The organism is Kitasatospora sp. NPDC058243, assembly GCF_042882025.1.
GTDB lineage: Bacteria > Actinomycetota > Actinomycetes > Streptomycetales > Streptomycetaceae > Kitasatospora.
Window position 1 is genome coordinate 359,998 of record NZ_JBHVWW010000001.1, and the last position, 12,579, is coordinate 372,576.

9 protein-coding genes and 1 pseudogene are annotated in these 12,579 nt (G+C 74.3%); 2 read left to right on the forward strand and 8 right to left on the reverse strand.

The annotated features are described in order from the left end of the window. Positions 1-54: 54 nt before the first annotated feature. The 5 genes from ACFVX9_RS01515 to lxmK form a co-directional block, all read right to left on the reverse strand. Positions 55-1,257 carry an alpha/beta hydrolase family protein gene (locus tag ACFVX9_RS01515; protein WP_387979865.1) on the reverse strand — a complete coding sequence of 401 codons (1,203 nt, stop codon included), beginning with the start codon at positions 1,255-1,257 and terminating at the stop codon, positions 55-57. Positions 1,258-1,469: 212 nt separating this feature from the next. Beyond that, complete coding sequence (locus tag ACFVX9_RS01520; protein ID WP_387979867.1) at positions 1,470-2,864, reverse strand: alpha/beta fold hydrolase; 1,395 nt, start codon at positions 2,862-2,864, stop codon at positions 1,470-1,472. 179 nt (positions 2,865-3,043) lie between these two features. Beyond that, a complete protein-coding gene (locus tag ACFVX9_RS01525; protein WP_387979869.1) occupies positions 3,044-4,042 on the reverse strand; it encodes an LLM class flavin-dependent oxidoreductase in 999 nt (332 codons plus the stop codon). A gap of 5 nt (positions 4,043-4,047) precedes the next feature. After that, entirely contained in the window at positions 4,048-5,067 is a 1,020-nt protein-coding gene (locus ACFVX9_RS01530; protein ID WP_387979871.1) for a T3SS effector HopA1 family protein, read from the reverse strand. Beyond that, positions 5,064-6,239: a class V lanthionine synthetase subunit LxmK gene (lxmK, locus tag ACFVX9_RS01535; protein ID WP_387979873.1), complete on the reverse strand. Its 1,176-nt coding sequence runs from the start codon at positions 6,237-6,239 to the stop codon at positions 5,064-5,066. The genes ACFVX9_RS01530 and lxmK overlap by 4 nt, the downstream gene beginning before the upstream one ends. Before the next feature lie 224 nt (positions 6,240-6,463). Between lxmK and ACFVX9_RS01540 the strand changes: the two genes are divergently transcribed. Both ACFVX9_RS01540 and ACFVX9_RS01545 read left to right on the forward strand, forming a co-directional pair. Continuing rightward, positions 6,464-6,640: a hypothetical protein gene (locus ACFVX9_RS01540; protein ID WP_350876063.1), complete on the forward strand. Its 177-nt coding sequence runs from the start codon at positions 6,464-6,466 to the stop codon at positions 6,638-6,640. Positions 6,641-6,685: 45 nt separating this feature from the next. After that, complete coding sequence (locus ACFVX9_RS01545; protein ID WP_380369466.1) at positions 6,686-6,853, forward strand: hypothetical protein; 168 nt, start codon at positions 6,686-6,688, stop codon at positions 6,851-6,853. Here the strand turns inward: ACFVX9_RS01545 and ACFVX9_RS01550 are convergent. The 3 genes and pseudogenes from ACFVX9_RS01550 to ACFVX9_RS01560 all read right to left on the reverse strand — a co-directional run. Further along, positions 6,843-9,212, reverse strand: coding sequence for a LuxR C-terminal-related transcriptional regulator (locus tag ACFVX9_RS01550; RefSeq protein ID WP_387979876.1), 2,370 nt, complete (start codon positions 9,210-9,212; stop codon positions 6,843-6,845). The two genes, ACFVX9_RS01545 and ACFVX9_RS01550, sit on opposite strands and share 11 nt — an antisense overlap. A 200-nt stretch (positions 9,213-9,412) precedes the next feature. Continuing rightward, the gene (locus ACFVX9_RS01555) at positions 9,413-11,095 is read right to left on the reverse strand and encodes a multicopper oxidase family protein (protein ID WP_387979878.1); all 1,683 of its coding nucleotides are present in this window, start codon (positions 11,093-11,095) and stop codon (positions 9,413-9,415) included. A gap of 344 nt (positions 11,096-11,439) precedes the next feature. After that, positions 11,440-12,504: pseudogene (locus ACFVX9_RS01560) on the reverse strand (type III polyketide synthase); the annotation flags it as partial. Positions 12,505-12,579 lie beyond the last annotated feature (75 nt).

Here is a 12,579-nt window from a genome sequence, read left to right on the forward strand (position 1 = left end):
CGGGGGCGGGCGCGGGGGCGTGCGCGGGGGCGACGGCGGGATCAGACGGTGGGATCAGGGGTGCTGGAAGGCGACCTCCGGGTCGGCCGGTGACGGGCCGTCGAGCAGCGGCTGCGGGATGCCGCGCAGGTGCAGGTCGAAGAAGGCCCCGACGTAGGCGCGGGTGATCTCCTCCGCGCGCTGCGCCGGGATCGGCACGGCCGGGCCGGCCACGCCCAGCTGTGCGGCGAGGACGGGCAGATCGGTGAAGCTGGAGTGGTCGGAGCCGGCGATGGTCAGCCACCGCTTCCAGCCGTCCAGGCGCGCCCAGTCGCGGTCCCAGCTGGTGTCCGCGCCGCCCGGGCTGTGGTTGGCCAGGGTGCCGAACATGAGGAAGGGGCGGCCCTGGAGGCCGGCGGCGGGGACCGGTGCGAGGAAGGTTCCGTCCATGTTCACCCCGGCTCGTACCCGGTCGTCGACAGCCATGGTCGCGGCGGCGGCGTCACCGCCGATGGAGTGCCCGGCCATGCCGATCCGCCGCGGGTCGATCATGCCGGCGTATCGCCACGGTGAATGACGGTCGGTCAACTGATCGACGACGAAGGAGAGATCCGTGGCCCGGCTCCGGGCTATCGCCTCCAGAGCCTCGAGGGTGGGGGTCTGGTCGCAGACGGCGCAGGTGCGGGTCCGTCCGTCGGGGAAGGTCACACCGGTGGACTCGTAGGTGTGGTCGACCAGCGCGACGACGTACCCGCGACTGGCCAGGTCCTCGGCGAGGCCGGTGAGGGTGGCGCGCGGCAGCCCGAGGCCGGGCGAGAGCACCAGCAGGGGGAACCTGCCGCGCTCCGGCCGTGCGTCGGCGTGCGCGAAGGTGCGGGTGCCGCCGAGCGCTTCGGCCGGGACGGCGCCGCCCTGAGCCGCCTGCTGAAGCAGCAGCCGGGCCTCCTCGGTGGTCATGTAGGGGGCCGGTCCGCCGGTCCCGGGCCGGGCCGGGTAGTACGTCGACACCATCAGTTCCCGGGCACCCGCGGCCGGCACCCAGGGATCCCGGCGGTGCTGGTCGACGAGGTGCAGGGTGCCGCGTCCGATCGCGTGCGGACCCGTCGGGCGGGGCAGCTCCAGCTGGACGCCGGACCTGTCCGAGGCTGCGGAGGGGGCCGTGGAGGGGGCTGTGGCGGAGGGCCCGGGCGCGGCGAACGCCGTACCCGCTCCGATGATCGGCAGCGGCAGGACGAGCGTGAGCACGGCGGCCAGGGCAGCACGACGGATTCTGGTCATGCCGGCGACGCTAGTTCGCGGGCGCAGTAGTTGACATCCCCTCAGGGGAGGACGGGGAAGGGGACAAGGCATCCCAGCGGAGGAGGGCCGGGCATCCCAGCGGATGAGGGCGGACGGGCCGGCGCAACAGGCGGGCCGGCGCAACAGGCCGGACGGGCCGCGGCGGCGGGCCGTTCCGTCCCCCGTGCGGAACGGCCCGCCGACGGCTCCCGCTACTTCAGCAGGAAGTCGTACACCGCCTGCCGTCCGGCCGGGTTCGCCGCCCGGTTCTGCACCGAGTGCGCCGCCCCGGGCACGATCACGATCTGCGGGTCGTGCGCCAACTCGGCCTGCTGGTAGAGCACTTCGTACGGCGTGGACAGGTCCCGGTCGCCGCCGAGCAGCAGCACCGGCACGTCCGGCAGCTTGCGGTGGTCCGACGGCGCCGACGGGACCTGCTCGCGCGGCCAGTCGAGGCAGACCAGGAGGCTGCCGAGCCCGGTCGCGGTCGCCGGGTCGTACGGCCAGGTCTGCTCGGCGGTCAGCCGCTGCCGGGTGCGCTCCAGCGCCGCCGCACGGCCCGCGACCGGGGTATCGGTGGTGCCCCACGGGAAGCGCGAGTCGGCGCACAGGGCGGCGGAGTGCAGCCCCTGGCTGAGCTCCTCGGCCGAGGCCGTGTCGACCTGCCGGCGGACCAGGTCGAAGAAGTCCTGGAGCTTCGCGGGCTGCCCGGCGGCGGCCTCGTGCAGGATCTCCGGGACCCCGCCGTAGTTCGGGTCGATGAACTCGTAGCCGGTGAGCGCACTCAGGATCTGCGCCCCGTTGCCGTACCGCCGAACCGTGGCGGCGAGGTCGGCGGCCGGGTCGGTGGTGCAGCCGGTGGCCTGGCAGGCGGCCCGCAGGACCCGGGCGCTCGCGGGCAGCGCGGCCAGGTCGAGGGGGTCGAAACCCTGTTGCGGCACCACCGAGTCGAGCACCAGCCGGGCCACGTGCGCCGGGTGGGCGAGCGCGTACCGCTCGGCGACGAAGCTGCCGTACGAGACGCCGTCCAGGGTGAGGCGCCGGTCGCCGAGGGCGCGGCGCAGCAGGTCGATGTCGGCGACGGTGTCCGCCGTGCTGTAGTGGCGGGCGTTGGGGCCGAGGGCGGCGGCGCAGTCGGCGATCGACTGCTTGCGCGGCAGGGCGAGGTCGGAGGAGCCCATGTCCTCCTGGAGGCCCGGGCACTGGAGCGCGCCCCGGCCGGTGCCGCGCTGGTCGTACATCACCAGGTGGTAGTCCTTGAGGACGGGCTCCAGCTTGCCCGCCATCCGCTTGATCGCCGGGACGCCGGGCTGGCCGGGGCCGCCGGTGAGGAACAGCAGGTCGCCCTTGGGCGCCGTGGTGTTGCCGGTGACGGCCACCTCAAGGTCGAGGGTGCCGGGGGTGGCGCCGCTGTGGTCGAACGGGACGGTGAGGGTCCCGCAGCTGAACTCGGGTGCGTCCGGGCAGGGCGCCTGGCCGGTGATCCCGCCGACGCGGGCCGGTCCGGCCGTGGCGGCGAAGCCGACTGCGGGGGTGGCCAGGGTGGTGCCGGCGACCACCGCGACGGCGCCCAGCAGGGCGGCGACGCGGCCGCGCGTGCTCGTCATGTTCGTCCTTCCGCTCGCGCCGCGTCCGTGCTGACGCGGTCACGGAACCAGCCTGCGCCCCGGGGCTCTTCGACGGGGAGCGTTCGGGCGGGATTCGACCTGGAAGGCGGACGGAACCGCGTCCGCTACGCCCCCACGTCCCTCACGCTGCGCCGCGGCGGCACGCCTCGCCGACGGCCTCAAGAACGGGTGAGGAGTTCGGTGAGGTCCGTCAGCGCGGCGTCCCACCCGTGGGCCAGCACCACGCCGGCGGGGTTCAGGACCACCTCGTCGACTCCGGCCGTCCCGTAGGCGGCGAGCTCGGTCGCCAGTTGGCCGGGCGAGCCGTAGAGGAAGACTCCGGACTCGACGAGTTCGCGGGCGCCGGCCACCGGGTCGCGGGTGTCCAGGTGCAGGCCCGCGCGGCGGAGCATGTCGGCGTAGTGCGGCGCGCCGAGGTGCCGGCCGGCGCCGTGCTGGGCCAGCACCATCGGGTGGCGGCCCGGCCGGGCGACGGCGGCGTGCACCACGGTCACCACTCGCGGCGGGGCCGCTGGTCTCGGCGGGGCCGCCACCCGGCCTGGCGTCGCTGCGCCTTCGGCCAGGGCTGGGACGAGGACCTCGGCCACGTAGCGGGGCGGGGTCATCCAGGTGATCGCGACGTCCGCGACCCGCCCGGCCGCGCGGGCCATGGCGGGTCGCAGGACGCCCGCGCCCAGCTCGACCGTCGGCGGGTGCTCCCCGTGCGGGAGCCGAAGCCCTGGCGCGGCGGAACCGGGGCCCGGTGCGGGCGGCCCGGCCGACCGGCCGTCCAACAGCGTGCGGACGGCGCCGACGTAGTCCGCCACGGCCTCGGCCGGCCGGGCGTAGGGGGCGCCCAACAGGCCGCCGACGAGCGAGGGTTCACCCGCGCCGTAGCCGATCACCGGCCGGTGTCCGGTGAGCACGGCCAAGGACTGGGCCTGGGCGGCCGCTTCGAAGGGGTGCCGCAGGGCGGTCAGCGTGACCGAGAGTCCGACCGGGATCCGCTGCCCCGTACCGGCCAGCCAGGCCAGCGCCTGGTGGCTCTCCACCGCCAGGGACTGCCCGAGCCAGAGCCGGTCGGCCGCGCCGGCGCTCACCAGCGAGGCGAGCGCCGTCAGCGCGGTGAGGTCGGCCCGGTCGCGGAGGGCGTGCGGGAAGAGGACGGAGATCCGCATGCCGCTCAGCCGTTCCGCGAAGGGTCGGTGGGGTCGGTGGCCGCGTCGCGCAGCGATCGGGCGACGGAGGCGGCGAGCGCCGGTCCGCCTGATCCGGCCGGGCCGTCCGGGGCGGCCGCGTGTCGCAGTACTCCTTCGGCCACCGCCGCCGCCCGGTGCTGGCCGAAGCTCCGGCCGCGCCACCCGGCCCTGGTGTCGCCGGGCTCGTCGGCGGTGGCGATGCCCGGCCCCAACGGGTGGGCGAAGACCGAGGTCTGCGCGCCGAGACCGGGCAGGTCGCGCAGCGCCGCCGCCAAGGCCGTCAACTCGCCGGCGTGGGAGCGGGGGAGGTAGAGCACTACCGCGTCGCGACGCGGGTACGACCAGGGCCGGGACAGCACCTTGGCCCGGTACCGCAGCGAGCGGGCGGCCGACTCCCGGAGCAGCGCCGCCCAGAGCGCGGGCGCGGCGGCGGGGTCCTCGACGTGCAGGTAGAGCCGCCGCACCAACTCGCCCTCGTGCGGCCCGCCGTGCGGCCCGTCCACCAGCAGGAAGCCGGGCGACAGGGCGGGGCGGACGGCGGGCAGCTCGACGGTCACGGACGTGTCCGCCGGTCGCGGGCCGTCGCTCCGGACGGCGGCGGCCGGGACGCGGACCGTCACGCCGCCCAGCTCGACCGTGAACTCCGTGGCGGCGCCCCCGGTTCCGGTTCCGGTCCCGGGCTCAGCCCCGGCCTCGGCCTCGGTCGGGACGGCGGCGCGCAGGCGGGCGGGGGCGAGCGTGTCCGCGTGCGGTGTCGCCGAGATCAGCTGCCGCTCGAACTCCACGTCACGGCGGGGCAGTCGAGTGGCGGTGCGGGACCGGTCGAGGCGCGACCGGTCGAGGCCGGCGTGCCACTGCTCGTAGAGCGCCGTGCCCAGGGCGAACCGCAGGCCGCGCGGCGAGTCGGCGCTGATGCGGTGGCCGTCGACCGTGACGGCCTGCGGGTACTCGGTGAGGTCGATGCCGGTGAGCGCGGCCGCGAGCTGTTCGGACACGTGTGTCATGACGCCACCAGCCCGATCGCCTCGATGAACCGGTCCGGGGCGAGCAGTGCCCCGCGTCCCACACCGGCGATGCCGCGCTGAACCGCGCTCAGGGTGGGCCGGACGCTCGCGGTGGCCATGGTGCGGTCGAAGAGGTGCCAGCCGGCGTACCCGACCACCCGCTCGGCGAGTTCGGGATCGAGCCGGTCGGCGTGCTGCCGGTAGCCCTGCCAGAAGGCGCCGATCACCGGGAGGACGGCGGCCAGTTCGCGTTCTCCGCTGCGCATGAGGGTGCCGTGGGCGTCGGCGGGTCGGCCGCCGTCGGCCTCAGCGTCAATGGGGTCGACCTCCACGTCGACCTCGTCGGTGTCGACGCCGGTGAACATCCGACTCGCCGCCCGGTACAGCCACTGCCCGACGAAGCCGCCGAGGTCGATCGCCGGGTCGGCGAGCTGGAACTCCTCCCAGTCGGTCAGCTGGAGCGTGCCGTCACAGAGCAGGAACTGGTCCAGCCGCAGGTCGCCGTGGACCGGACGGTGGTCGGCGGCGGCCGAGCGGGCGTCCAACGCGCGCAGGGCGCCGTGCAGTCGGCGGTCCTGCTGGAGCAGGCCCCAGAGGGCCAGTTCGGCGCCGCTGCTCGCGGTGTACTCGGCCACGGTCAGCGCGGCCAGCCGGTGGCCGGTGCGCGCGCCGGGGCGGGGCTTGGGCCGGACGTCAGCCGTCGGGAAGCCGTGCAGCTCGGCGAGCGCCCGGCCGGCCCGCCGGGCGAGTGCGGTGTCGAAGCCGTCCTCGTCGGCGAGGGTGTTCCCGGTGACGGCGTCCGCCAGCAGGTCGAAGACCAGCACCAACCGCTTCCGGTCGCCGCCGAGCAGCGCCGGCGACTCCCAGGAGAGTGCGCCGGCCCCGGTCCGGGCCGACTCGAAGGCGCAGGAGCGGTCGTAGCGGTCGGTTCCGTCGGGGGCCTGGCCGTCGAGCCGTTTGATGAAAACGCCGGTGCCGTCCGTGGTGCGTCCCGCCCACGAGTCGTTGCGGCCGAGATGGCTCACCAGGCTGTCCGGGTCCAGCGGGGCGAAGCCCAACGCGGCCAGTGCCACCGGCACTTCGGGCGCGTACTCGAAGAGGCCCGGGGTGCGGCCGGGGCCGGCCTGGTCGGCTGCCGGCGTTGCCGGTGGGGTCGAGACTGTCGCTGCCATGGCGGCCACGCTAGGGATCCCGGCCGGCGGTCACCACGGGCAGGATCCTGTCATGCCCGAGTGGGCAAGGGGCAGGATGCCCCCACTTTCCTGCTACTGGGCACTGGCATCGAACGCCTGATCTGCTGGGGGCGGTCGAGGAACCCGCACCTCGCCGAAATCCGAAACCGAAACCGAATCCGGGCCCGATCCGAGCTCGAATCCGACGAGTCGAGAGGATGACCATGAGCTCTGCTGACCTGATGGGCGGCTACGCCGCCTACACCACCCCGAACGCGGCGATCGAGGAGCTCGCCAGCACCGGCATCACGGCCGAGTTGGAGTTCACCCCGGTCCTCACGGTCACCCCGTGGACCGAGGCGATCTCCCTGGTGGTGGTCTCCATCGCCACCCAGCTGTGATCCACTCACAGACCTGATTTCGCTTCCATCTCAAGGGAGTTCGACATGAGTACTGCTGATCTGATGGGCGGCTACGCCGCCTACACCACGCCGAACGCCGCGATCGCGGAGCTCGCCAGCACCGGCGTCGCCGGCGTCCCGGCGGAGCTGGAGGTCACCCCGAGCGTCTCGCTCGTCGTCCTCTCGCTCGTCACGATCACCATCATCGGCTGACGGACTCGTCGAGCGTCACGTCGTCCGGGCCCCGCCGCGCGCTGCGGGCGGGGCCCGCCCGGCGGCCGGAGCGGTGCACCCAGCCGGCGACGCCGACCCGCGAGGAGCACTGCAACCGCCGCATCGTCTCGCGGAGGTGGTTGACCACCGTCCACTCCGAGATGCCCAGGCGGCGCGCGATCTGATGATTGCTCAGTCCGTCGGCCACCAGGAGTGAGACCTCCAGTTGGCGGCTGGTCAGCTGCTGCCTCGGCGGTGCCTCGACGGAGTCCGACTCGGCGAGGGGGAGGACGGGGGAGAGGGAGCAGAGCAGGTCCAGGAGCGCGGTGGCCGCGCCGGTTGCCAGCGCGTGGGCGAACTCGTCCTCGGCGAGCCGGCGGCGGATGCCGGGCAGCAGCCGAGCGGTGGCCAGGTCGGGATCCGCGGGGTCGCCGGGAATGCCGGCTCGCCCCGGATGGAAGCTGCCCAGCAGCCGGGCGGCGTCGGTCGCCCGCGCCGGTGCGGGGCGCAGGGGGCTCGCGACCAGGCCGACCAGCGCGCCGAGCGTGGCGACCGCGCCGAGTGGGCGCAGGTGGGCCAGCCCCTCGACGTAGTGGGCGCGGGACGCGGACGGATCTCCGTCGGCGGCGGCGAGCAGGCCCAGGTGCAGCAGGGCCGTGCCGACCAGCAGCACGTCCCCCCGGCGCCGGGCCGCGGTCAGCACCCGGCCCGCCAGTGCGCCACCGGGCCCGGTCCGACCGAGCCGGAACTCGGCCAGGGCGGCCTCCAACTCGACGCGCAGGGCCGCCGGTTCGTCGTCGGCCGCACGGAGGAGCGCTGCTGCCCCGGTGAGTGCGGCGAGGGCCCGGTCGGGGTCCCGGTCGCATCCGGTCAGGCCCCGCAGCCGCAGGAGTCGGGCGGCCGTGGAGGGTTCGTCGGGCGTGGTCCGGGATCGGTCGGGCAGGGATGAGGCCGCCTCGGCTTCGTCCAGCAGGGCGCTCGCCAACTCGTGGTCGCCGTCGATCAGTCGGGCCTCGGCGCGGATCAGCGCGAGCCGGACCCGCGCTCGCCCACCGGTGATGCCGGTGATGCCAGTGGGATCGGCGGGATCGGCGGGACTGGTGGCGCCGAGCGGCACGGCGGGCCGGTCGGCCCAGTCCGGGCCGAGGCTGACGACTCGGGCGTGGGCGAGCAACTGTTCCATCAGGTCGAGGGCCTCGGCGGTGAACCCGTGCCGGGCCAGCGTGTCGACCGCCAACCGGAGGTTGGCCTCCTCGGCGCGCAGGGCGAGCAGGGCTGTCGGCTGATCGCCGGCGGCCAGCCGCCGGGCGGCCCCGGCGGCGAGCCGGGCGTAGTAGCGCGCATGACGGAGCGTGAGGACGACGAGCGGGCCGCTGGCAGGCCGGACCTCGGGCAGGTCGCCGAACGGTACGTACAGTCGCGTCTCGGCCGCACCGTCCAATCGGCCGGACGGCCGGTCCTCCAGCGTCAGCGACTGCCGGTCGAGCAGGGCTTCCAGCGCCGCCGGGAAGGCACTCGGCGCGATCCCGGCCACCGCCCGGAGCGCCTCGGGCCCGAACCCGCCGGCGAACAGGGGTGTGCAGGACATCAGCCGCGCCGCGTCGGCGCCGAGCGGGCCGTACCGTCCTGATGGCCGTCCCGCCTCTCGCCCTACCCCTCGTCCCGGCGACCGGTCCGCCGACGGGACGGGCAGCGGGCCAGGCGGCTCGACATACGCGGCCACCAGGCTGCCTCCCCCCGCCCCGCCGAGTGCGGCCAGCACGGTGCCGACGCCCTCCAGCGCCGCCACCCGGGCCGCGAGCACCAACGCCCCAGGCAGTCCCCGGAGTTCCACGCAGATCCGGCCCACGGTCTGCTGGTTCCGTGAGGTCACCGTGAAGCCCGGGCTCCAGGCCCGCCGGGCGGCCGTGAAGACCTGCACCGCGGGGGTGCGGCAGAAGGCGTCCAGGTCGGCCGGTGACCAGTCCACCGGAACGGCCAGCGGGTCCACCCGATACGCCACGCCCGCGCCGGCGGGTGACAGCCGACCGGTGGCGAGCACCTTCGCCCCACGCGGGGCACACCGGGCCAGCAGCGCCAGGTAGTCGTCCGTTTCGACCTGATCGACCGTCAGAAGCTCGGCTGGTCCCGGAGTTCCGGTCGCCCCGCCCGCCGCCCGGTACCGCTCGGCGACCGCGAACGCCAGCCGGGTCTTGCCGCTGCCCGGAAGGCCGTGCAGCAGCACGCCGGGTACGGCGGGGTCGGCGAGTAGCCGCAGCAGCTCGGCCGTCTCACGTGCTCGCCCGAACAGCTCACCCGTGAAGGCCCGGTGGTCCGCGGGTTCCTGCCGGGGGATGCCGGACTCGAACAAGATGGTCATGGACGGCTCCAGAGCTGGCTCCGCCCGCCTACACAGCGCAGGTGCGCCGGCGGGATCGTCCGTACTGATCCTGGACGGCGGCGCCGACCGGCGGTATCCCAGACTTCTGGGACGCCGCCGGTTCAGCATCGCCGGTTCAGCATCGGCGCGCGGCCAGGCTCAACCCCTCGTCCGGGTCGGCCTGCCGTTCGGTTCCGGGTTCACCGCAGTCCCCGGTGCCGGCGGTGGTGGCCCGCATGGTGGTGGTGGTGCCGGTTGCGCCGTCGCCACCGCCGTCGACCGGCTCCTGCCGCCGAGGCTCCGGCCGCCGACGATCCGGTGGACCGGGACGAGTCGGCGAAGGCGTCGCCCGACTCCCGCCCGGAGTCCTTCGATCCTGCGGGCAGCACGTCGATCCGGCCCATCTGGCCGTGCGAGGAGTGCACCATGTGGTGGCAGTGGTAGACGTACTCGCCCGGATATTCGCCCCAGGTCATGGCGATCCGGACGCTCTCCCCCGGGTGGACCGTGATGGTGTCCTTCAGCCCGGCCTCGGCCGGGCCGACCGGCACCCCGTCACGGTCCAGCACGCGGAACTGCACCAGGTGGGTGTGGAAGGAGTGGGGGGCGTGGAAGACCCCGGCCGGCGGGCGGGTGAGGTGGTTGCGGATCGTCCAGATCTCGCTGCTGCCGACGGTGGTCCGCACGTCGGTCCGCTTCGGGTCGTACTTGCGCCCGTTGATCCTGGCGTCCGGGAAGGTCGTCAGCGCGAACTCCCGGTGCACCGTCGCCTTCGGGATCGGCGGCAGAGTGGCCAGGACGTCCGGAATCCGGCTCCGGTCCTCGGCCGTCCGGGTGATGTCGAAGCGCAGCACCTCGGTCCGCTCGCTCTCCAGCGCGGCCGTGTTCTCCAGCACCACCGATCCGCCGACCGGGTAGCGGGCGAAGTCGACCACGATCTCGGCGCGCTCCGCGCCGGTCAGGGTCAGCTCGTGCAGCGTCACCGGCGCGGCGAGCAGTCCGCCGTCCGAGGCGATCTGGGTGAACGGCTGGCCGTCGGCGAGGCGCAGCGACACATGGCGGTTGGGCGAGACGTTGAAGACCCGCAGCCGGTACTTGCGCGCGGCCACCTGGAAGTAGGGCCGCTCCTTGCCGTTGACCAGCATGTGCGGGCACGCGTACGGGTCGGTGTAGATCAGCCTGCCGTCGGTCTCGATCCGGGCATCCCGGATCAGCAGCGGGATGTCGAACTCGCCGTTCGGCAGCGGCAGGCCGCTCTCGTGCGGGTCGCTGAGCAGGTAGGCGCCGGCCAGGCCGCGGTAGACGTTCTCGGCCTCCAGCTCGTGCGCGTGGTCGTGGTACCAGAGCGAGGCGGCCACCTGCTCGTTGGGGTAGCGGTACTCGCGGGTCTCGCCGGGCTGGACGAGGTCCATCGGCAGGCCGTCGTAGCGCGAGTGCACCTGGCCGCCGTGCAGGTGGACGGAGGTGTGCACGCGCAGGTCGTTGGTCTGCTGGACCACCACCTCCCGCCCTCTGACCGCCCGGATGGTCGGACCGGGGAAGCAGCCGCCGAAGGTCCGGACGGTGGTCAGCAGCCCCTTGACGATCTCCGCCTGGGTATCGGCCATCCGCAGCCGGTACAGGTCCGAGGAGTCCGTCCGCGACACCGGGTTCAGCACGGGGGGCACCGGCATGGCGTGCTCGAAGGGGGTGATCCGGGCGGCCGACCGCTTGGCCTCCGACCTGGGCGGCGCGGCGTGCGCGGCCGGAGCGGCTTGCGTGGCCGGCGCGGCCGACAACGCCAGGGACGAGACCCGGGCCCCGCCCGGTGCGCGGTCCCAGGGGAAGAGGACCGCCGGGCCGCCTACCGCGGCGGCTTTCAAGAGGTCTCGTCGGTTCAGCATTCCCGGTCTTTCCGTCCAGGGCCGGGCGGTCGGTACGCCGCCGGGCCAGTGGTCGCCGGTCGTGGCTTCCGGCGGCCCTGCTCGGTGGCCGCCGCGCGCACGCCGGCGCGGGCCGGGCGTGTCGGACCGTAGCGCCGACGCGACGTTCCGTCACTGCCCGTTGGCTCAGTATCGGCGAGCTTCGCGCGCTCCGCAGCGCGACCGCACCTGCCCGGGCCCTGACCCAGCGCCCGGCCCCCTGCCCCCGGCCCCCGGCCCCCTGCCCCCTGCCCCCTGCCCCCTGCCCCCTGCCCCCGGAACGACGGACGCGGGGCCGGGCACCTGGTGCCCGGCCCGGCCGCCGATCAGGATTCCGACGACGCCCAGGTGCCCAGGGACATCTCGGCGGTGATCCCCGGGCCGAACCCGGCCAGCAGCCCTTGGTGCCCGTCGAGGGCCGACTTCTCGTCGAACATCCGGGCCAGGGCGTCGAGTACGACCGCACTGGCGATGTTGCCGTACTGGGTGAGGGTGGCCCGGCTGAAGCGGAACGCCTCGGGCGGCACCTCCAGGAAGCGACTGAGGTCGTCCAGGATCCGTGGGCCGCCGGCGTGGACGATGTAGAAGTCCAGCGTGCCCACGTCCCACTGGTGCTGCTCCGCCACCGCGCGCAGGGCCGGGCTGAGCGGCTCCATCGTCCCCGGCACCCTCTTGTCCAGCTGGAAGTGGAATCCGGTGGGGCGGACCGCGTAGGAGATCCACTCCTCGGTGTCCGGGATGAGGTACGAGCCGTTGCGTTCCAACCGCATTCCGGTCCCGCCCTCGCCCCGGACCACGGCGGCGGCGATCCCGTCGCCGAACAGGCCGTTGGACAGCAGCGAGCCCACGCCCAGGTCCGTGGGCTGGTAGCACAGCGAACAGAACTCGCAGGCCACGATCAGCACGTTGGCGCCCGGGTAGGCCGAGCAGAAGTCGTGGGCCCGGTTCACCGCCGCACCGCCGCCCGCACACCCCAGTTGGGCGATCGGCAGCTGCCGGGTCTCCGGCCGGAAGCCCAGCCTGTTGATCAGCCACGCCGTGAGCGACGGCATCATGAAACCGGTGCACGACACATAGACGATCAAGTCGATCTGGGACGCCTCCACTTGGGCCTGTTCGAGGGCCCTGATCACCACCGCCGGGACGCGGGCCTTCGACTCCGCCGCGAAGACGGCACTGCGCTCGTCCCACCCCGGGTGCTTCAGCACCACCTCGATGGGCTGGATCAGGTGCCGCTTGCGCACTCCGGTGTTCTTGATGAGACGCAGCGCCAGTTCGAGCTGTGGATGGTCGGGGTGGAGCCTGCGCGCCAGCTCGATGGTCTCCTCGTTGGTGATGACGTGCTCGGGTACGTCTATCGCCGGTTTGCACAGAACTGCCACGGCACTTCCTCCAGACGAGCGGTGTTCCCGGTGCGACCCTGGCGGGGCGGGATTTCACCACTCGACGGCAGCCGCTGCGAGCCG

Excerpts from the sequence above, each read along its gene's own strand:
- ACFVX9_RS01515 (WP_387979865.1), bottom strand. The coding sequence starts at position 1,257 with ATGACCAGAATCCGTCGTGCTGCCCTGGCCGCCGTGCTCACGCTCGTC.
- ACFVX9_RS01520 (WP_387979867.1), bottom strand. The coding sequence starts at position 2,864 with ATGACGAGCACGCGCGGCCGCGTCGCCGCCCTGCTGGGCGCCGTCGCG.
- ACFVX9_RS01525 (WP_387979869.1), bottom strand. The coding sequence starts at position 4,042 with ATGCGGATCTCCGTCCTCTTCCCGCACGCCCTCCGCGACCGGGCCGAC.
- ACFVX9_RS01530 (WP_387979871.1), bottom strand. The coding sequence starts at position 5,067 with ATGACACACGTGTCCGAACAGCTCGCGGCCGCGCTCACCGGCATCGAC.
- lxmK (WP_387979873.1), bottom strand. The coding sequence starts at position 6,239 with ATGGCAGCGACAGTCTCGACCCCACCGGCAACGCCGGCAGCCGACCAG.
- ACFVX9_RS01540 (WP_350876063.1), top strand. The coding sequence starts at position 6,464 with ATGAGCTCTGCTGACCTGATGGGCGGCTACGCCGCCTACACCACCCCG.
- ACFVX9_RS01545 (WP_380369466.1), top strand. The coding sequence starts at position 6,686 with ATGAGTACTGCTGATCTGATGGGCGGCTACGCCGCCTACACCACGCCG.
- ACFVX9_RS01550 (WP_387979876.1), bottom strand. The coding sequence starts at position 9,212 with ATGACCATCTTGTTCGAGTCCGGCATCCCCCGGCAGGAACCCGCGGAC.
- ACFVX9_RS01555 (WP_387979878.1), bottom strand. The coding sequence starts at position 11,095 with ATGCTGAACCGACGAGACCTCTTGAAAGCCGCCGCGGTAGGCGGCCCG.